Origin of the sequence: Halorubrum sp. Ea1, assembly GCF_002252965.1 — an archaeon.
In the GTDB taxonomy this organism is placed as follows: Archaea; Halobacteriota; Halobacteria; order Halobacteriales; family Haloferacaceae; genus Halorubrum.
In genome coordinates this window covers 23,228-43,186 of the sequence record NZ_NHPG01000156.1, presented here as the reverse complement: position 1 = coordinate 43,186, position 19,959 = coordinate 23,228, and the positions used below count along the sequence as shown (strand labels likewise).

The window sequence follows — 19,959 nt, the reverse complement described above, 5'->3', positions numbered from 1 at the left end:
ATCATAATACCGGCTGGTAATGTAATTGCGAGCAGATCGTATAGTGCTAAATAGCCAACTAGTGAAGAGTAGTACAGTACTGCTATTGGTGACTGCTCTTTCACTATAGAACTAGTCAGGTTCGACACAGTCAGAATTTCATAGACGGCGAGTTCACCTAATTCTTTTTCTTTGTACAGCTCGCTCATATTCGGCTTTAGCATTATTATATAATATACTATTCACTTTTTCGATGGGTTGTGTTATCATATTTCTATCTATTTAAGTAACTAACTATATTCCTAAGAACTGGCTGTGCTGAATCGCTGTAAGGGGTAAGAATTTATTGTTTGACGGAGCGCTTGATGTTGTAGACGATACACATCAGAGTGATTTCTTGGAACTCGCGGAACCACGAACGCGCTCGCACGGAGAAGCCGAGGGAGCGCTTCACAGCAGAGTTCACGGTTTCAGTCATTGAACACTGATTGTGGCGTTCTTGATCGATTCGCATGTTGTGCGCGTAATAGTATGGAACGAAGATGCGGTGCTTGATGAGCGGACGAATCATGAGGTTACGAAGGGATTCGCGCAACGCTTGCTTGTTATAGCCCTTGTCTACAGCGAGAAACCGCAGACAGCCTGCGTTCCGACGGGCGATCTGCTCAGTAAGGCCAGTGCTTCCTCCACGATTCGTTGAGCAGTGAACGTCAAGGACGACTTGAGAGTCTATATCGACAAGTTTTGTGACTTCCCAGCATCTACACCCGGTAACTTGTTCGATTGTAGTAGTGACGGACCGTATCACACCGTTCGTAGTAGGTCGTATCAATTACACCGTTCTCAGAGGGATCGCGTAGCGGTGCCGAATGGCGCAGCAGCGCTCAGTATATACTCATCTTGATTCGGTTGAACGCATTACATAGCGTGGACGTTGTGGGGGCATCGAACGCTCCAAGTCCGATCTCTCACGTTATTCGCGGTATCTCCTCCATTAAATTGATGTTCATGCAGTAGGATGTGTCAGGGCGAATCTGGAGACAATAGAGGAAAGGTAGGCGCAATCAGCGAATCCGCCACCTTCCAGAGCAGCGGAGCCTCTCTCCCGTAAATGTTCAGCCGATCGAGACACACTGTCTACTGAAGTAAATTTTCTTGCCATGAATAACGGTAGCCTCCTGTTTCAACTCCTCTGGTTTACCGACCCGTCCGGACGCCGTCTGGTGATTCAACACAGCCTGTGAACCAGTATTGTAAATACACGATCCGAATCAATCATACAAATACAACGCCTATATCGTTCGCGGCGTAGTGTTCAGATAAGCTGATTCCATGCGAAAGCGAATGATCTAAGCCACTGGTCAGTAGTTTCTGCTTTGGCGTTGCTAAAACAGTTTGAGAAACTGGTAGTTCTGCGTTTTATCTCGCGAAAGACACGTTCGACACTGTTCCGATTTCCATGTCGTTCGTATTTAAAATCGAGGTCATGGTTGCGACAGGCTCGCTGAAGTGAAGCTGATCCATCGACGAGAACGGTTGCGTCATAGATATCGTGTTTATTACGGAGATCTGCGAAAAAGCGATCTGCGAGAGCATTATTTGTCGTCGGCTCAAGCTGTGTGTGGAGCAGATCGTTCGTTTCTGGATCGACAGCAGCGTACAGCCAATATTGTTCACTGTCAAGTCGAATCACTGTCTCATCGACCGCAATGTGATTCGGGCTCCGCCCAGATACCGGCTGTAGATCGGCCTTGTGGACCCAGTTATGAACGGTGGACCGAACTCGTTCAACACCGAATATCTCAAGAAACAAACAGTATTCGAAAGCGATAGTCCTGCTAAATGAAGCTGAATACTGAGCTTCATCAACAGTCGCGGTGTTGTCTCTCGCTCCACAAAGTCTAAGTTGATCTCGTCTAAACAGCCGCTGAGGCGGTCGTTTTCGGGCATAGATCACTTTGAAAACGCACTGCCTCACCTTTCAATCCTTATCTGAACACTGCCGTTCGCCATCGTGTTCAGATGAGCTGATTCCATGCGAAACTGAACGATCTGAGCCAGTCGTCGGCGGTTTCTGCTTCGGCGTTGCTGAAACAGTTTGAGAAGCAGACAGTTCAACGTTTTATTTCTCTATAGACACGTTCAACAGCGTTCCGATTTCCATGTTTCTCGTATCTAAAATCGAAGCCGTGGCGGTGACACGCATCTTGTAACGAGTGCGATCCATCGACGAGAAACACGGCGTCGGAGGTGTCGTATTTCTCGCAGAGTTCCGTCAGAAACGAATGAGCAAGAACATTCGTTGTCGTCGGTTCAAGCTTTGTGGAGCAATTCGTTTGTCTTGGGATCGACAGCGGCATACAGCCAATACTGCTCATCGTTGAGCCGGATCACCGTCTTGTCAACCGCAACGTGATCCGGACACTGCCCGGCTTCGGGCTGTAGATCGGCCTCGTGAACCCAATTATGAACGGTTGATCGAACACGTTTGACGCCGAATATTCTAGGATAGAAACTGTATTTAAAAGTGATAGGACAGCAAGATGGAGCTGGATACCGAGTTTCATGAGCAATATCGGTGTCGCTTCTCGTTCCACAAAATCTAATTAGATCTGGTCAATTCTACCGCTGAGGCGTGTGTTTTCGGGCATAGATCACTCAGAAAACACACCGCTTCACTCTTCATACTTATCTGAACACGAGGCAATAGATAAGGGTAGACTTTATCAAGATTGACGCTGTGCTTGTAGAGAAGGACGTAATTGAAAACATGGACCTTGATTCTATTGACGATATTCTGATTGAGATCCACAGCAAGATATTTTTTTCAAACTCTGATTTAAAAGAGTTGTACTCAACGCTACAAGAGTGTGGAACAATTAGACGATTAAACGGTTCAAAGAGTGAAGCAGCCCAAAATATAGAATACACAGCACCACATATTGTTTACTGGTTGCGCTCGGAAAGTGCTCAAGAATGAACCGGGTAACAGTATTCTGTCCTAGTTTAAATGGCGGTGGCGCAGAGCGAGTTATAGTTACCGTTGTAAATTCTTTGTCCAATAGAGGCTATGATGTCGAGTTAGTTTTATTGCGTACTGAGGGAGAATTTTATTCATTAGTTGATGATGAAGTAAATATAATTGAACTTGAAACCGATAGAATCCGATACTCACCAATTTCATTAGCAAAATATATTAAAAGAAGAGATCCTGATGTTCTTCTATCAACAATTAATGGAGCAAATATTGTAGCAGTACTGACCACTTCGTTACTTCAAAATTCACCCCCAGTTGTCATCCGTGTTCCCAAATTTCCAGAATATGAGACTAATAAAAGCAAATATAAACGAAAAGCCATATATATTGCCTCAGATCTGCTGTTTAACAACTCAGACCAGGTAATTGCCATTTCCAAGGGATTAAACGATCAACTCATAGATGAATTCGGAATCAAAAAAGAAAAATTAAGTGTTATATATAACCCAGTATATGACACGAGGGTACAATCTGGTTCAAGAGAGCCAGTGAACCATTCACCTTTTGATCAGTCATCCGATATAGTCCTCTCAGTCGGACGATTAGTCCCTGCTAAGGGATATGATATATTGCTCCGATCATTTAAAAAAATTATAGACCAACGAGAAGCTAATCTCGTGATTTTAGGTGAGGGGCCAGAACGGGAACGCCTGGAACAACTCTCAATAGATCTTGGAATTAAATCGTGTGTTTATTTTCCAGGATTTAAGCAAAACCCATACAAATACATGTCAAATGCCGATGTATTTGTCTCATCTTCAAGATCAGAAGGGTTCGGAAATGCTATTGTAGAAGCACTTGGGTGTGAAACAAGTGTTGTAGCTACCAGATGTCCCTCTGGGCCCGCAGAAATCTTGGCTGATGGTAGGTATGGACGATTGGTACCTCCGGAAAACCCTCACGAGCTGGCAAGAGCAATCATAGAAAGTATAAATTGTCCGACAGATCGTGAACTACTTCGGAGTAGGGCTGAAGATTTCTCTCAAGAAAAAATTATAGACGAGTATGAACAATTACTGTTAAGTCTTACCTAATTACGGATCCTTGATAATCTGAATTTTCAGTTGGAGTATTATTGTTATATTACCACATCCTAATAAGGTGTCATAGAACGGCTGTATTGAATCGCTGTAAGGCGGGGAGATTCACTGTGTGACGAAGCGTTTGATGTTATGGACGACACATATCAGCGCGATCTCGCGGAACTCACGGAATCATGACTGCACTCGCACGGCGAGCCAGAGAAGACGGCGATGCGCGTCACGCGTGACGCGCCCGCCATCCCCAAACCGGTGTGGATGGCTAGAGATAGCGCCTACGTCACGCTCGACTGGCAAAACCACCTACTGGCCGCAGGGGCCGTGCCAGTCGCTCCGTACAACACGCCAAACACCGACAAGCCGAAACATATCGAATACAGAGTCGAAGACAGCATCGAACAACACAGCGAGGATGTTCACTTGAAGAAATTAACGTTAGGCGAAAAGCACAACCGGCGGAGTGGCGTTGAACGAACCAACGAATCAGTCAAGGATTGCGGCCTCGGGTGAACACGCGCTTCAGGCTGCATTCATATACGGGCGCAGGTGTTCCTCACGCTGTCCCTTCGCCAGGTCGCAATCACCAACCACGAACGTGAGATAATCTACGAAGCACAATCATCACGGTGTGAGGAGAATGCTATGACACTCTCACGCGTCGTGTTAATTTAAGCATGATTCCACCAGACGGCATGAACTTGTAACCACGTTTCCGCGGTCGACGGAGCGACGTGGCTGAAACAGCTTGAAAATGAAGAGGTTTGCCGTTCTACTTCTCTAAAGACGCGTTCGACAGAATTTCTGAAGCCGTGTTGTTCGACGCGGTAGCTGTAATTTTCGCGGCGGAGACCACCGATCAGATCGCCTGCGTTATCGACGAGAAACAGCGCGTCTTCGACATCGTGTTTCTCAGCTAATTCAGTGAGAAATTCTCGTGCGATCGGAATTGTATACGTTGGAAACAGCCGCAATAAAAGACTCTGTTCGTTTCGGGATCGACAGCAGCGTACAGCCAGTACTCCTCGTCGTTGATCTGGATCGCCTTCTGATCAACCGCAACGCGGTCCGGGCACTCACCGTCAGCTGGCTGTAGATCGGCTTTCTGTACCCAATTGTGAACCGAAACACGACTTCGGTCGACACCCAATTCCTCAAGAAGAATAACTGTATGCAAAAGTGGGCTCTGTAGTTTCGGTACACGGCGGCGGATTTCACGGATATCGGACGCTCCGTCGAAGGTTGTAGACGGTGGCTTTCAGTAGGATTTCGCGGAACTCTAGCCACCAGCTTCGCGCACGCACGGCGGAGCCGAGAGTGCGCTTGATCGACGAGAAGACGGTTTCTGACATGGAGCGCTGGTGGTAGCGATCACCGTCCATGCGGGCGTTGTGGGCGTGATCGAGTGGGTTCATGATCCGGTGTTTGATCAGTGGTCTGATGCCGTTTTCGCGGAGTTCGTCGCGGAATGATTTCGCGTCGTAGCCGCGGTCAGCGGCGAGGCTCCGCAGGTCGCCGGCGTTGCGCCGAGCGACCTGCGGGCCGATCTTCGCATCGTGTTTCTTGCTCGTTGTGGAGTGGATGTCGGTGATGTATAGCGTTTCGACATCCACGAGAGCGGTGACTTTCAGCGCTCGAACGCGGTAATTCGTGCGGTTGGCGTAGTGGCGGCTAGGCTGGTCGCGGTCGAAGCCAGTCGAATCGATAGCAGCGCGGCCGGTGCGTTTCTCGGCTGACGCGCCGAGAAACGCACGCCACGTCGCGGTGGGAATCCGCTCAAACCACGTGCGGAGGACGGTGTAGTGCAGAAGTCTGGTGAGGCCGATCTCTTCAAGGACGCCGGGCATTTCTGAGAGCAAATCCACCGCGACGCGGTAGGATTTGCCCAACTCGATGCGGAGTGCATGCACGGTGAGCATCGCCCACTCAGCGAACCCGCCTCCCCCTTCGGGGTCGGCGGGTTCGTCCGGGTTAGCGACAACTGATTTAGCCTTAGCCACCGTAACACGCGTGAAGAGACGGATTTCGGATCTCACACCGATCTGTCTCTTCGCTTTCTACGGCAATAACGGAGTCGTCGGCTTCACGTCTAGCGAAACTACAGAGCCCAAAAGTGATAATCCAGCGAGATGGTGGCGAATACCCTTTTTGCTCTTAGGTAGAGGATTGTTGGTGAGTTCTCAGCAGTAACTGGAAGTCACAGCGGGCAAGGGTGACGCGACCGCGTCACCCGACGAACAATATTCCCTATCAAGACGTTCGTCTCGGAGCGTCGCGCCGCGAACCTGCTGGAACAGGTTCGCTGGCGCGACGGCGTCTATTGCCCACGCTGCCGTGGCGAATCTGTGATTCGGCACGGCAGCTATCACGTGTTTCAGCGGTATCTGTGTAAGGATTGCGACCGCACGTTCAACGATCAGTATTGACAACATCGTCCATGAGATCGAAATTGCGCCGCGCTTGCAATCTCATCTCATTCACATGATCTGGGGTTGTAAACTCGACTGGGATGTCTTTGTGCGGTTTATACGCCGGAAGTTCAAGACGGTCTGTCAATGAGGATACCTTAGGCGCGTATGCAATAGGGAGGACTGGTTTAGAACACAGACTTGCGAAAATAAGCGAATGATATCTGGTACAGACCATCTGGTCAACCTGACTAACCTTTTTGAGTGTTTTCGAAACTGAGAATTCATACTCAAAGATGTCTATATCTAGGTGTTTTTTCGCAAACTCCTCGTCCTGTTGCTTAAATGGGATAAAAACAGGGTTATCCACTCCATCCACAATCTGATGAATATTGTCTAAATAGGCCTCTTTAGATCTATTTGTGTCAATTCCCTTCTTATATCCGAAATATCCAGATAACAGGTCATTAGACATGTCGAACCAGGGACGGAAATTGACGCCTGTGAGTTGTTTAGTTTTCTCATTTGGATCAGTGTACAACCAAGCCGGACACGCTGTGGTATGTATCTCAGCATCGGTAACATCGTTTAGAACGCGTTTTGAGCGCTCATCTCGCACAGTAATAAGGCTCAAGTCGCTGAGACAGTCTTGAACCAGCTGGCGAGCTGTATCCGATTGTAGCCCTGGCGCGCCTACCCCTAAAATCATATCACCTGATGATAAAAAGTCGAGTCGGGCGTGTAATTTTTCAAGATCCTGCCAGTCGTGAATGACTCCTCCACCGCCGAGGATGTTGTGTGTTGACTGTTTATCAAAACTGCCGCGGGAGAGTAACTGAGATCGATACCCCCTGTTTGCCAACTCTTGTTTGATTATCTCCCCGATCGCGCGGTCGCCGATATTCCCGGTGTAGTACGAGCCTTTGACACCGACATCATGTGGAAGATTGGTTTTATAATCACACATCCGCTTACCGAGAGCTATTCGTGCCCGGTGGGGATATTGAACCATGTTATATATTTTTGAGAGAGGATTAACAGGCATACCAACATCCTGAAACAGATTGTCGATAAAACTACCGCTTGATAACCTGTTTTAGACACACTTCACACTTCAGTTCACCACTAGCCGAGAAAGCGGTTATATAACTGTCTAGATATTCGCCATCAACCCACTCTGGGTATACAGCGAAGTATGCCACATTTCCCGTCATATACAACTCGATCAGACACGCCTCACCCGCAGGAAAGTGTAAAACAGATCTACTCCGCGAATCTGCCTATCAGCGTTATTGCTGTTGACCTGCCTCACGTCTGCTGTAATCTTGTCTCCACTGTCAAGCTCGACATCTACTGTCGGCGTGCCTTGGGTGTAAGGCGTCTCCAAATCTGTCCCATCGACTCGACTCTCGCCGATGGCACTACCATTCACTAAAATCCGTGATGTGAGTTCCTCATCAATTACTCCGTCCTCAATTCTTATTTGTAATGATATTGAGTAGGTCCCCGTTTCGGGCACCGGCACATGATTATTCGAACTATCAAACCCGATTTGATTGATCTCCGTCCCATCAAATTGGACTTTAGTAAACGTATCATTTGGCAATGTTTGATCTGATGTTAATATCGCCACAGTAGACGAGTTTTCAGTCTGTAATGTGGCTCACCCTCTCAAACGACCGGTACAGCGTTGAGGGTGCGGGAAATGCCGTTCGAGCGAGCTGTAACAGACCACGAACGCGATCCATCTCACTCGCCCAATCGACGATCTCGCGGTACGTCGCATCCATATGAACCCGCAAAAAGTGGAGCGTGACATGCTTCCAGCCGGGGAATCCGTTGCCAGTCGGATCACTCACTGCCGTTGGACTGGCGGCACAGCGCTTTTGAGCCAGCGACGCGGCTTGCTTAACGAAGCGGAAGAGTAGTTTAGGCACATTCGGCTCTTCCGTTTCGCTTCCACCTTCAGAACGACGCTATCCCGCCGCCTTCTGCGGATTCAACAGAGCAATATATAATGTAGTAGTTATAATCATATTTATATATGATCTAATATGTCTGGGGTGCTACAGAACTTACTGTAATACATTCTCATAAATTTCAATAGTATTTTTGGTGATTGTCTCCCAAGAATATCTTTTTCTGACAGTATCTCTGGCGTTTCTGCTCATTCGGTCCAATATATTTGGTGACGAATATAACTCATTAATTGCCTTGGAAATCGCTTCAGGATCCTTTGGTGGTACTAATAATCCATTCTCACCATCGGAAATAATCTCAGGAAGACCGCCAACTTTTGTCCCAATTAATGGGGTACCTGTAGCCATAGACTCCAAGGCAGATATTGAGACTGCCTCTTTTAATGATGGCATTATACAAACATCTGCCCTAGAATAATATTTATGAATCTGCTCGTTCGGTACTGTTCCCGGCATAGAAACTCTATACATTGCATTATTTGACTCAATAGATTGTTGGACTTTTTCTCTTTCTGCTCCATCACCTAGCAATACGTACTTAATCTGCTTATTAGTTCTAGGAATAGCTTCTGCTAAGTACCTCATTCCGTTCTTTCTCTCGAATCTCCTAGTCGTCAGTACTATGAAATCCTCGGTACTATACTCCGGTATTTTCGCTTCTTCGGCTTTGGGATGGAATCTTTCTATATTAACACCATTTGGTATCTCTATGACTGGTGTTTCTGTAATTTTTCTCGTTGCCTTTCGCAATTCTTCTGAAGGTGTAATACAGTAGTCGGCATATCCAAAAGATAATTTGAATTTTAACATATCCCTATATCTACCTCTATAGAATTCACTCAGAAACTGAGAAGAGTGATTAGTAAACACGACTGGCACATCTGGGTTAATAAGAGAGATCGAAATATTATGCCCGATATTGTGACTATGAATTATATCTGGATCAAACGTATTAATATTTTCTAATATTTTCTTTCCACGTAACATTACGTTTGGTATTGTACGTTTTGTATATGTGTATGGAGGTATTTTTTGAACTGATAATTCTTCATGTTGTGGTGTGTTATTACTTTCAGTTATCCACAATACCTCCACATCATGATCTTTTGCCAGATTTTTTGCGAGTTGGTATACATGTGTTTCAATCCCACCAACTTCAGGCGGAAAATTACTTGTAATCAGGTGAATTCTCATACTTTGATGTTCGTAACGACCCTGTATCAATCATTCGCTCTTATATAATTCTGATGTCACTTTTACATTTTTAAATTTAAGAAGGATGATTAAGTTGAGTTGCTTCTGTCCGGTATGCTTTGTTGAACCCGATGACGGCGTTGGGATCACTGTTTGAGCGCTTGTTCGAGGTTGTAGACCGGGCGGTCAACACAAGTTCGCGGAATTCGCGGTACCAAGCGCGAGGGTGGACAGCGGTGCCGAACCGACGCTTGATGGCCGAAAAGGCGGTCTCGGCCATCCACCGCTGGCCGTATAGCTCGCTGTCCAACCGTGCGTTGTGCGCGTGATCGTACGCCGCGAACAGCCGGTGCCGCAACAAGGGCCGGACGCCCTCTGAACGGAGGGCGTCCCGGCGAGATTGGTCGTCATAGCCTTTGTCGCCGGCGAGACTCTCGATTTTTCTCGGTGTTACGAAGGGCAACTCGACGGCCAGTTTTGGTGTCGTGGGGCCAGTGTGCCGAGCAGTGAAGATCGAGGATGGCACACGAGTCTGTATCGATGAGTGCCGTCGTTTTGAGCGTGCGTATGTGGCGATCCGAGCGGTGTTGGTAGTGTCTCGACGCCATTTCGCGGTCGAAGAATGTGGCATCGATGGCACCGTGCGAGCCCGGATCGCAGATGGTCGCGGACCCACGAAGGAAGCCGCGCCACACAGACATGGGCACCCTCTCAAACGACCGGTACAGTGTTGAGGGTGCGGGAAATGCCGTTCGAGCGGGCTGTAACAGCCCACGAACCCGATCCATTTCACTCGCCCAGTCAACAATCTCGCGGTACGTCGCATCCATATGAACCTACAAAAAGTGGAGCGTAACATGCTTCCAGCCGGGAAATCCGTTGCCAGTCGGATCACTCACCGCCGTTGGACTGGCGGCACAGCGCTTTTGAGCCAGCGACGCGGCTTACTTAACGAAGCGGAAGAGTAGTTTAGGCACATTCGGCTCTTCCGCTTCGCTTCCACCTTCAGAGCGACGCTATCCCGCCGCCTTCTGCGGATTCACCTATGGAAACGCTGCTAGCCGATCAAACCACGTCTAGCGACAAAATGATTACGCTGTCCGGGGATCTGTTCGTTTCACAGCCGGTAGGCGGTCAAAACGTGTGTGCGGTGCGGTCGCTGCCTAGCGATAGCAGATGCTAAAGAAAGGCTCCGACCGACCGCTGAGGGCCGCCGGTTTGGCTGCCCTCAGCTCCCTCGTCTGTCTGCCCGGCCAGTGGTCATCATCGTTCGGAGAGGCGATCGTGTGACTCGGGACGCCAGCACGTGAAGTAGAGATTCACCTATTCGGGCTTTCCCGGATGCCGCGGGGCGCGGCATCCGGGCTGTAGCGCCCATGGCTCGACTTCTTTCGCGCATGGACCAGTCAACAGAACGTGCTCGATGGCACGGAATCCTTATCGGTCTCTTGCGCCCCATATCTTGGTTCACGTTCTCCAGGGATAGCAGCGTTTCCATCGAGTCAACAGAGCATCCGAAAGTTAAAATCGCTGTACGACCTTGATAAGTTCCAGAAAAGCGACCCAGCAATCGTGGAGCTGCTGGTAGTGGCGGCTCTGCTGACGCTGATGGTCAGCAGAGCCTTGCTGGGTATGTTTCAAGAGCGGTTTCCTGAAACGGTGTTTCCGCGAGAACGCTGAGCGAAGACCTTTCGATCTGTCGCCCAGTTCATCCTTAAAGATCTACCCCTGTCGCTCGGGTACCCGCCACCGAACTTAGCTTAATTAATGTTCTGTGATGCCCGCCAACCAGAGAAACCACGCTTCTTACTAGGCAAATGAGTGGCTGAAGCCTTTATGAGGCCGTCTAATGCTAAACCGAACACCGATGGGCCTGGTACACAAATTAGTGGCTCTGATAGCTCTGCTGAAATCGTCAAAGAGTTACAAATCCGTCCAGTAATTCCACCAAATGATGTCCTCCCAAATTCGCATATTTTCCGCTTTACTGAAAAAACGGTCCATCTGGCACGCCGAGTGGGCTCCCGATATGCCTTGTAATTCTCCGAACAACGCTACGCACTTTCACGGCACGTTGTTCTGCTGTGTTTCAAAGTTCGAAAGAACACGACTATGATTGTCTGCTTGACGAGTTGATCGAGATGCCACACATTCGTCGTGCTCTCGGATTTGCCGAACCTCCTACGCGATCAACGCTCTGTAGAGTGATTGATCGGCTTGATATGTCCGTATAAGGTGTCATGTTAACTCTCACGGCTACTCCCGACACTTGGCGGCGTTGGAATTAATGTAGCAGGATTCAACCGCAGTTACGCCTCGAAACATTACACGAAACGAGCTGAACACTCGATTCAGCAGATCAAAGGTTAGTACTTATTTGTCTTATTTGTCTGCCTGGATTTCGTGTAATTCTGCGTACTTGCCATCTTCCTCAACAAGTTCGTCATGTCGGCCTGTCTCGGTAACTCGGCCCTCTTCAATAGTATATATGCGATCCGCATTCTTCACTGTTGACAACCGATGTGCAATAGTAATAATTGCATAGTCGCGTTCCATCTCCTCGATCGCTTTTTGTACTTGCCTTTCTAGATTCGAGTCAAGATCGCTCGTCGCCTCGTCAAAGATCAAAACATCAGCTTCTTCAATAAGTGCTCGCGCAAGCGCAACGCGCTGTTGCTGGCCACCTGACAGTCGAACCCCGTCGTCACCTAACAATGAGTCATAGCCGTCTGGTAACTCGTCGACAAACTCGTTAACCTTCGCGATAGAACACACCCGATCGAGTTCTTCATCGGCCACGTCGCGGTTGCCGAGTGTCAGATTGTATCGTAGCGTGTCATTAAATATAAATGGATCCTGTCTAACCATCGAGATTCGGTCACGCCACTCAGCAATATCCATCTCATCGATCGGGAGACCGTTTGCTCTGATCTCGCCATCATCCACCGGGTACAACCGAGCGAGCAGTGAGACAATTGTCGATTTTCCTGCGCCCGATTGCCCGACAAACCCGACGAATTCGCCTTTTTTAATTCTAAAATTGATCCCAGAAAGGACCTTCTCCTCGCCGTCATATGAAAAGTAAACATCATCGAATTCAATCTCGCGAACCTCCTCAGGAACTTCTTGGGTTGAGTCGTTCGGCTCCTCATACGCCTTTAGCTCCTTGATGAATTCTTGGGTTCGTACCAAGTGCGGTAAATCATTCTCTACTTGGTAGTATAGCGTGTTCACCTGACTCGCCCGCGGTCCAAGTCGGAACATTGCGAAAAGAAAGACACCCAATTCACCGACAGAGAGCGAGGCGAATGTCAACGCCAAGTATATTAATACAAACACCGATACGGCAACGACGAGGTTGTAGAAGTTGTTGATCGCGGTCTCATTCCTACGTAGAGTAATACGGGAGTCTGTGTACCGTTTGACTGCCTCTGAGAAGTCCTCGAAGAGTTCGTCTGCGAGCCCAAAGATTCGGACATCCCGAATGCCCTGCGTCCCAGCCTGGGCTGCTTCTTGGCGCATCTCGTTCGCCTCGGCGACTTGATCTCCGACATCGTATCCTGAATCAAGTACACGCCGAAAGAAGACTGAGAAACCACCCAGAACGATTCCAGTAATCACCGTCAGCACAGGCGCGATGATCAACGCAACGAGGAAGTAGACACCTGCCAAAAAGAGTTGCTGGGAAAACTTGATCCCACGTGAAATTACTCGCCCAGCGTAGTACGTCTGCGTGACGATTGCGTTCAAAATATCATCAGATCCTTCCTTGTCAAAGTACTCCACGCGCGCGTTCAGCGCGTTTCGAAACGCCCGTGTCTGGAGATCCCGAATGTAGTAGGTCCGTAGTGCCTCTCGGAACCACGCGACCGCGAAACTGGTCGTGTACCGCGCGACCATCACGGCCGACACGCCGACCACGACATACCCCAGCGTGAACGGAATCCCGAACGCCTGATACACGGTCACGAACACCGCGAGTACCCCATCCGCCTCCGCGGCAGGATCCTGGAGTTGGACGAGTTCGACGATTGGGAGAATGAAGCTCAGTCCCACGCCCTCAAGCACCGCGGCGACGATCCCGAGTACGACGACTGCCGCCGTATATTTCGGATTGTACCGCGCGACGTCGCGGAGGGCGTCGAGTTTCTCGCGTCTGGAGACCGGTTCGGGATCTGACGATGACATACAGGGAGTTGTCCGATTTCTGGCGGCGACCCGAATAATGTCGTCGGTCTCGTCTCACAATCTCCTCACGATCCGCGTACATTCACCCAACACCCACTGCCAGCTCTTACTCCCTACCAACCAACTCGCTCGCCCGTTCCACGTCCGCGGGCGTGTTCACGTTCACACGTCTACCGACGCGAACCGTCGCCACCTCGTAGCCCGCCCGCATCACAGGCTCATCGCCTCGCTCAGCTGATACTCGCCTTCGGCCGACGGCCGGAGCAACGCACAGGCATGGAACTTGCCCTGTTCACTGAACGAGCCGCCCTCTGTAAGCTGTACTCCAGGGTACCATCGATACATCCCCAGAGCGGTCGTGTTAACTTAAGCATCGGTTCCAGCAGACGGCGAAGGCTCGGAGCCATGATTCTGCCGCCGCTGGCTCCGCGTTTCTGAACGTATTTGAAAATGAAGAGGTTCGTCGTTTTACTTCTCTAAAGACACGTTCGACAGCATTCCGATTTCCATGACGAGTGATTTGAAATCGGAGCGAGGTACGTGAGAGCGCAGCTGTGAGATGTCCGCCAGCATCAACGAGAAACAGCGCATCGTCAACGTGGTGTTTTTCTCTGAGATCGCGGAGAAACACCAGGGTGAATTGTTGGTTTTGGACGGGAAATACGTCCACGTGGAGGAACTCGTTTGTTTGAGGATCCACAGCGGCGTACAGCCAGAATCTGTCTGAGTCGATCTGAATCGCAGTCTCATCGACCGCAACGCGATTCGGGCTTACACCGTCGGATGGCTGTAGATCGGCCTTTTGAATCCAGTTGTGAATTGCTTTTCGACTCCGTTTGACACCCAACCTCTCAAGATACTGTTTGGTATTCGAAAGTGACAGGCCAGCAAGGTGGAGCTGAATACCGGTTTCAATGATCTCGTGGGGTGTCCGCTCTCGCTCCACAAACTCCAAGTCTATCCACTCAGTAAAGCCGTTGAGGCGGTTGGATTCGGACATTGACCATTCGAAACACCGACCGCCTCATTCTTAAGTTAACATCGCCCCCCAGAATCTCCACCATTATCACCCAACCCCCTCCCCGTTTCTCACCCCCGATATTTTGAGAGCAACAATTAATTTACATTCCTCATTCGACACGAACACACAAACCGCACCGACTCCGCTGACCACCCAACACAGACTCACCGTGAGCTACACACGACAAAACCCACACTCCACATCTCGAACTGCCACCTCAAGCGACCACACCCTCCCGCGCTAAATGGCCGCAACCCCAGAATCTCACCAAACCGACGACAACGACCGTACTGAAGACGACCAAGACGACTCCACAACCGCAGACACCCTGCCGGACGAGAAGTTCGGACCCAGCACACGCGCTCGATTCGAGCCATCTGAAGACAAGCCTCAACGACGCTCTGCCTTTCGGATTCGACTCCCCATCATCAAAGACGAATTCGAAACGCTTCCCGATTACATCCGTGGGTGTATCACCCAAGTCATCGAAGAAGCGCGCAAGGAAACCGCCGGTGGAATCAAACAGTTCGAAGTGCTCCAGTTCCCCGGCCCAGTTGGCTTGGAACTCATCTTGAGCATTGAGCCAAAACGGAACGACGGCCGAAGCATCAACCAGAGCACGATCGACGATTTCATAGACAAGACCCATCTGCCTGGCGTCAACAAAATTACCAAAGCGATTCAAAAATACGTTCCTGAAGAATGTACTGTCGAACGTGGGACCCTTGACCTCTCCACACTCGGTAACACCCCGGTCAACGCGTCTCGGCTTCATCTCAAGAATACCCACGTGGCCAATCCCGTTGGCACGAGCGGTGTCGACGTGCTGGCGACGACGTTTGAGACGCTTCGTGAGCACTCAGTAGCATTCTTATATCAAACACTCTTTACGCCGGCAAAGAACGACCAGTACACTGCCACTGTTCGACTTGCGACGTATCCACCTCAGTTCGTCTTTACCGGTCGAGAGGGCTTCGCTGAGATCGCTGAACGCGGCCACCCATTTGATCTGGCGACGACGTTTAGCAAGTACAACTTCACGTCCAACTTTCGCGGACTCACTGAGCAGTACTGGGAGACTGAGTACACCGAGAAAATCAACGGTGAGCCCGTAGCTAGCGCAAGCTACACTGACGAGAAAGTCACACCGTACAGATCAAAAGCGCAAACGCGGCGTGAGGCAAACAAAGTGAAAGACATCGTGCTTGGCAAATCCGATTACTGGCATATGGTGTCTGCGAACGCAACGTGGGACTCACTGCTCGAAGACGAACTCAACCGCTATGCGCGATTCACGATCTCAGGACCGTTCTTACCACAACTCACGGGCCTTGTCCGATTACGCTGGAAGACCAACCCGTGGGCGGTCGTTCCGGGACGTGACGCGCCTACGTTCCACACTGAAGAGATACTCAACACATACGGCTCAACGGCGCCAAACTATGGCGACAATGATGAGTTCATCCACGTCCCCGACGAGACAGTAGAAAACACGGGCAGCCCTGGACACCAAGGACACGTCCAGTCGATCATTGACATCTTCACCGAAGGCGGCGATGAGATTTACGAAATCACCCAGAACAGCAAGTCGCTGCCGGATATCGAACTCCACACAGAGAGCGGTGAGATTAGTACAATCCCGCTGACTGTTGACGCCTCATACGTCTCTGTTGAAGCTGAACATAAGAACACGACAAAAGCGTCGACCACACTCGTCAACGCTGATCGCGCCTACGCCATGGGTCGCCACGTCATCTTCGTCTATGGCTCACGGAAAAGTGCAAAACGAGGATATACCCATCTCAGCCAGCCGTACAACGACAACCTCTCAGACCGAGATGATGGCGGTGTTCGGCTATACAACCGCACAAAGCCAGTGCGGTGTCCCGACGACCGCATTCCGGTGATGAAAGGCAGTACCACAACCACCTGGGAACTGTTTGGTCGCGATCGGATTGTCGCTCGCGTCAACGGTGAGCGTATCGCAGGCGGCACACCCGGCGGCGATGTCGGTGAGTTCTCGTGGGACACCCACTTCTATCAGGAGGTCGACGGCGTCCACCGCGTTGAGGATACAGACGGAGCGGTCATTGAGACGTACAACGAACAAGAGACGTTCACCTCAGAATGGACAAAGATTCCACTCCCACACATTCCCATCTGTGGGAACTACCTTCATTTTGCAACGGTTGCGTACCGCACCGGAGAAGGTGGCATTGACGTCTACTCTGATCCCCCGGGCTGGGATACGCCTGACAGCGCCGGCAAAATGAAGCGACATCGTGGCTGTCTCGAAAGGTTCACGGATCAACTCATCTGTGAACGCGATGACGCGCGCATCTCGTCAGGAGCACTCCAAACGTGGGCGCAACACTACTACACCGCCGCCTCAGCCCACGACACGCCACCGGGATCGATCATCGTCCAAGCACTCCCCGAGGAAATCAAAGACGCAAAGAAAGGCGGCACCAACAACCGCAATCCGCATTACCCGGGATACGACTGGGTCATCCCCCCAGAGATCGACACGCCGCATCGCCCCGGCGTTGAAGAAGGACTTACCGACCTCACCGAAACGCTCACAGAGACGTCGGTGGCCGACGTCGAGATTGACACCGACGAGGCGGAATGAAACACATTACAACGGGGAGCCATCCCGCTTCGCCGTGGTCTGCTGTTGAGTTCGTCACCACCAGCAAGTCACCAACTGACTACCATGACACGCCCGTCTCACGACTCCTCGCGCGGGTGATCTATCGGGCGCTTTTCGACGAGGGGTTCACCGCGGTCACGTTGCTCGCGGTGTCTGGACACCACCGTGAGCGGTACCTGCTCCGGTCACGATCGACCACACACTCCAGAAAGCGTACCGAGAAACTTGCCAGTATTGCCAACGACCAACTCCCACTTGAGGTCGGCATCACGATGGTCGAAGTTGATCCAGCACCGCTCGGTGTCACCCCTGTGCCCGTCCACCGACTGCTCACAACACGCGATCACCCAGTCACGCGCGCGCAGATATCGACGCCGACTCCATTCGAACAACTCCTCAAGATTGCGACCAGTATGCGCCCACATGCGATCCAACTCATCGTCAGTCGATTCGAGGGTGAGTCCGTTGAAGTGAGCCTCCGCGTCGCAGATTTCTCACCTGCGGTGGCTACCCACACGGCTGTCGGTGATGCCCACTATCACCAGCATGCGCCCGATATAGCTGCTCCCTTTGAGGCATTCAATCTCACGACAAACCGTGCGTTCATCTTCGATCACGGCTGGCAACAGCACACAGAAACCCGCCTGTCTGGGCCACCCGTTCCGATGGTGACACGCGAACACGGCGCGGTTGTGAAGGTCCCAACACTTGCGTCTGCTCGCGACCTTTCACGGACCCCAACAGAGTATACCGCGTTGTTCTCTGAAGACCCACCTGCGGCCCCACTCACACCGACGTACGCCCAACATAGGGTGCTTCCATGGGTTCGCCTCGATGTCGAACTCTTGCCAGCGTTCTGTGGACTGCGAGCCCACACGTATCATGTCTCGCCGTGGAAACACTTTGGTCGCGCACCACCACGAATCACCCCGCAGTACACATTGCGAGAGCCAAAGCCACCGGCAGCCTCGCCGCCGCCATCGGATCCCAGTCCGACTGCTGGGGAACTCGAGATTGAATCGTCGTTCGGTCAAACCGCCCTCAAGTGGGCCCGCGAACAGGGCGCGAACGTCACCGACGACTACGCTAGTCCGTTCGAAGAGTTCACGGCGGCGTACCCAAACCAGACACATCACTGTGTCATCCTGACGGACCCAGCGTTCATCCGTGGCGACTTGGTTTCGGTCGCCACAGACATCCATCAGTCATCCACAATTGATCGGCTCACAGTGTTCACAGACACAACTGACGTTGCGTCTCGGGCACGGAACTGTCTCCAACGCCCGTTCATCCGGACCGACGACGGGAAGACGCGACTGTACACCAAATCGATGCGACTACCGAAGACGCTTGACGCGCCAGTCCATCGACTCCCAGCAACGAGCGAGTGGATACTCACGCCCACAGGCGACTTGGAATACCATCAGGGCGGGACAGTCAGTGCCCGCGCAAGCCCCGACGAGACCTTCGAGACGATCACGGCCGGGTTCCCGCAGGTCTCTCATCGTGATGGCCTCTTCACTGTCACAAAGCCGTCCGATGGCGCCCAGCGAATCTACAAAACGAATGAATCGTGTTTCGAAGAGTTCGAGTTTGTCTACCCGCCAGCTGTGCCATCGTGGCTTGTAGACGGGCTTGCGTTCGCTACGGTTCTGCTACAAGACGGCGACACCGTCTCTGAATACCAGCCCAACGCTCAGTGGGATACTCCCCAGCTCACGACTCGCGATCGGGTGGCTGCGACCGAATTTTTTGCGACGTACACCGTTGCAGATCCCGATCGCTCGCTCACCTACGCTGATGTCGAAACTGCGTTTATCTCATGGCTTCGTCACCAAACCGAGGAGCCAATCCACGGTAATTTTTCTGTGAGTCTGAAGTCTGCGTTCCCTGGAACACTCCCAAGCAGGCACAGCGACGACCTCCAAAAACGGGCGTGGCGGTATCCATCTGAACCCGCACAAGGATAGTGTGATTTCATGTGCTGAGAGTGGCCCGTCTTTGCGACGGGTAGTGTACCTTCTACGTAGCAGGTGGTGGACCATCCATGCGACGGGGAGTGTGACTTCTACGTAGCGGGTGGTGGACCATCCATGCGACGGGGAGTGTGACTTCCACGTGGCGGGTGGTGGACCATCCATGCGGCGGGTGGTGTGAATTCTACGTAGCGGGTGGTGGAACATCCATGCGGCAGGTGGTGTGACCTCTACGTGGCGAGTGGTGGACCATCCATGCGGCAGGTGGTGTGACCTCTACGTGGCGAGTGGTGGACCATCCATGCGACGGGTGGTGTGGCCTCTACGCGGCGGATGGTGTGACCTCCGCGTGGCGGGTAGTGTCTCCTCCACGCGGCGGATGGTGTGACCTCCACGCGGCGGGTGATGTAGCCCCTACATGATGGATAGTGTCCCCTCCACAACCCAGAGGCGTTGCCGCCGATATGTCTGATTAGTTGTATATATT

General features: G+C 51.2%; 11 protein-coding genes and 11 pseudogenes. 8 read left to right on the top strand and 14 right to left on the bottom strand.

What is annotated here, in order from left to right:
• The 4 genes and pseudogenes from DJ73_RS20695 to DJ73_RS19475 all read right to left on the bottom strand — a co-directional run.
• Positions 1-188: hypothetical protein (locus DJ73_RS20695; RefSeq protein ID WP_217900464.1), on the bottom strand; the 188-nt coding region annotated here is incomplete at its 3' end.
• Between the two features lie 134 nt (positions 189-322).
• A pseudogene (locus DJ73_RS19485) lies at positions 323-1,141 on the bottom strand (IS5 family transposase).
• Positions 1,142-1,294: 153 nt separating this feature from the next.
• Positions 1,295-1,929: pseudogene (locus DJ73_RS19480) on the bottom strand (IS6 family transposase).
• A gap of 68 nt (positions 1,930-1,997) precedes the next feature.
• Positions 1,998-2,576: pseudogene (locus tag DJ73_RS19475) on the bottom strand (IS6 family transposase).
• Positions 2,577-2,719: 143 nt separating this feature from the next.
• Here DJ73_RS19475 and DJ73_RS20000 point away from each other — a divergent pair.
• Both DJ73_RS20000 and DJ73_RS19995 read left to right on the top strand, forming a co-directional pair.
• Positions 2,720-2,959 carry a hypothetical protein gene (locus tag DJ73_RS20000; RefSeq protein WP_141213000.1) on the top strand — a complete coding sequence of 80 codons (240 nt, stop codon included), beginning with the start codon at positions 2,720-2,722 and terminating at the stop codon, positions 2,957-2,959.
• A complete protein-coding gene (locus DJ73_RS19995) occupies positions 2,956-4,050 on the top strand; it encodes a glycosyltransferase (protein ID WP_141212999.1) in 1,095 nt (364 codons plus the stop codon). Before DJ73_RS20000 ends, DJ73_RS19995 begins: the two co-directional genes overlap by 4 nt.
• Before the next feature lie 111 nt (positions 4,051-4,161).
• Here the strand turns inward: DJ73_RS19995 and DJ73_RS21185 are convergent.
• Positions 4,162-4,275: pseudogene (locus tag DJ73_RS21185) on the bottom strand (IS5/IS1182 family transposase); the annotation flags it as partial.
• Between DJ73_RS21185 and DJ73_RS19465 the strand changes: the two are divergent.
• Positions 4,255-4,688: pseudogene (locus DJ73_RS19465) on the top strand (transposase); the annotation flags it as partial. The pseudogenes DJ73_RS21185 and DJ73_RS19465 sit on opposite strands and share 21 nt — an antisense overlap.
• 36 nt (positions 4,689-4,724) lie before the next feature.
• Here DJ73_RS19465 and DJ73_RS21180 read toward each other — a convergent pair.
• Both DJ73_RS21180 and DJ73_RS19455 read right to left on the bottom strand, forming a co-directional pair.
• Positions 4,725-5,275, bottom strand: a pseudogene (locus tag DJ73_RS21180) (IS6 family transposase).
• The gene (locus DJ73_RS19455) at positions 5,268-6,089 is read right to left on the bottom strand and encodes an IS5 family transposase (protein WP_094558803.1); all 822 of its coding nucleotides are present in this window, start codon (positions 6,087-6,089) and stop codon (positions 5,268-5,270) included. The pseudogene DJ73_RS21180 and the gene DJ73_RS19455 overlap by 8 nt, the downstream one beginning before the upstream one ends.
• A gap of 204 nt (positions 6,090-6,293) precedes the next feature.
• On the opposite strand from DJ73_RS19455, the pseudogene DJ73_RS19450 reads away from it, so the two are divergent.
• A pseudogene (locus DJ73_RS19450) lies at positions 6,294-6,473 on the top strand (transposase); the annotation flags it as partial.
• On the opposite strand, the gene DJ73_RS19445 reads toward DJ73_RS19450, so the two are convergent.
• The 5 genes and pseudogenes from DJ73_RS19445 to DJ73_RS19430 all read right to left on the bottom strand — a co-directional run bounded on the left by DJ73_RS19445 (position 6,463) and on the right by DJ73_RS19430 (position 10,569).
• Positions 6,463-7,506 (bottom strand): polysaccharide pyruvyl transferase family protein, encoded by a 1,044-nt coding sequence (locus DJ73_RS19445; RefSeq protein WP_217900462.1) that lies wholly within the window; start codon positions 7,504-7,506, stop codon positions 6,463-6,465. The pseudogene DJ73_RS19450 and the gene DJ73_RS19445 overlap by 11 nt on opposite strands.
• A 180-nt stretch (positions 7,507-7,686) precedes the next feature.
• Positions 7,687-7,986, bottom strand: a complete 300-nt coding sequence (locus DJ73_RS19985; RefSeq protein ID WP_141212998.1) for a hypothetical protein — start codon at positions 7,984-7,986, stop codon at positions 7,687-7,689.
• A gap of 136 nt (positions 7,987-8,122) precedes the next feature.
• Positions 8,123-8,398 (bottom strand): annotated as a pseudogene (locus tag DJ73_RS21175) (IS5/IS1182 family transposase); the annotation flags it as partial.
• A 138-nt stretch (positions 8,399-8,536) separates the two neighbouring features.
• Positions 8,537-9,634, bottom strand: coding sequence for a glycosyltransferase family 4 protein (locus tag DJ73_RS19435; protein ID WP_094558801.1), 1,098 nt, complete (start codon positions 9,632-9,634; stop codon positions 8,537-8,539).
• 146 nt (positions 9,635-9,780) lie between these two features.
• Positions 9,781-10,569 (bottom strand): annotated as a pseudogene (locus tag DJ73_RS19430) (IS5 family transposase).
• Positions 10,570-11,149: 580 nt separating this feature from the next.
• On the opposite strand from DJ73_RS19430, the pseudogene DJ73_RS19425 reads away from it, so the two are divergent.
• Both DJ73_RS19425 and DJ73_RS21170 read left to right on the top strand, forming a co-directional pair.
• Positions 11,150-11,455, top strand: a pseudogene (locus DJ73_RS19425) (IS4 family transposase); the annotation flags it as partial.
• 120 nt (positions 11,456-11,575) lie between these two features.
• Positions 11,576-11,998, top strand: a pseudogene (locus DJ73_RS21170) (IS5/IS1182 family transposase); the annotation flags it as partial.
• Positions 11,999-12,016: 18 nt separating this feature from the next.
• Here the strand turns inward: DJ73_RS21170 and DJ73_RS19420 are convergent.
• The gene (locus tag DJ73_RS19420) at positions 12,017-13,822 is read right to left on the bottom strand and encodes an ABC transporter ATP-binding protein (RefSeq protein WP_094558800.1); all 1,806 of its coding nucleotides are present in this window, start codon (positions 13,820-13,822) and stop codon (positions 12,017-12,019) included.
• Between the two features lie 361 nt (positions 13,823-14,183).
• A complete protein-coding gene (locus tag DJ73_RS19410; RefSeq protein ID WP_094558799.1) occupies positions 14,184-14,822 on the bottom strand; it encodes an IS6 family transposase in 639 nt (212 codons plus the stop codon).
• Positions 14,823-15,087: 265 nt separating this feature from the next.
• Here DJ73_RS19410 and DJ73_RS19405 point away from each other — a divergent pair, with 265 nt between their 5' ends.
• Positions 15,088-17,475, top strand: coding sequence for a hypothetical protein (locus tag DJ73_RS19405; protein ID WP_094558798.1), 2,388 nt, complete (start codon positions 15,088-15,090; stop codon positions 17,473-17,475).
• Positions 17,472-19,466, top strand: coding sequence for a hypothetical protein (locus DJ73_RS19980; protein WP_141212997.1), 1,995 nt, complete (start codon positions 17,472-17,474; stop codon positions 19,464-19,466). The genes DJ73_RS19405 and DJ73_RS19980 overlap by 4 nt, the downstream gene beginning before the upstream one ends.
• Positions 19,467-19,959: the final 493 nt, after the last annotated feature.

Excerpts from the sequence above, each read along its gene's own strand:
- DJ73_RS19995 (WP_141212999.1), top strand. The coding sequence starts at position 2,956 with ATGAACCGGGTAACAGTATTCTGTCCTAGTTTAAATGGCGGTGGCGCA.
- DJ73_RS19445 (WP_217900462.1), bottom strand. The coding sequence starts at position 7,506 with ATGCCTGTTAATCCTCTCTCAAAAATATATAACATGGTTCAATATCCC.
- DJ73_RS19435 (WP_094558801.1), bottom strand. The coding sequence starts at position 9,634 with ATGAGAATTCACCTGATTACAAGTAATTTTCCGCCTGAAGTTGGTGGG.
- DJ73_RS19420 (WP_094558800.1), bottom strand. The coding sequence starts at position 13,822 with ATGTCATCGTCAGATCCCGAACCGGTCTCCAGACGCGAGAAACTCGAC.
- DJ73_RS19410 (WP_094558799.1), bottom strand. The coding sequence starts at position 14,822 with ATGTCCGAATCCAACCGCCTCAACGGCTTTACTGAGTGGATAGACTTG.
- DJ73_RS19405 (WP_094558798.1), top strand. The coding sequence starts at position 15,088 with ATGGCCGCAACCCCAGAATCTCACCAAACCGACGACAACGACCGTACT.
- DJ73_RS19980 (WP_141212997.1), top strand. The coding sequence starts at position 17,472 with ATGAAACACATTACAACGGGGAGCCATCCCGCTTCGCCGTGGTCTGCT.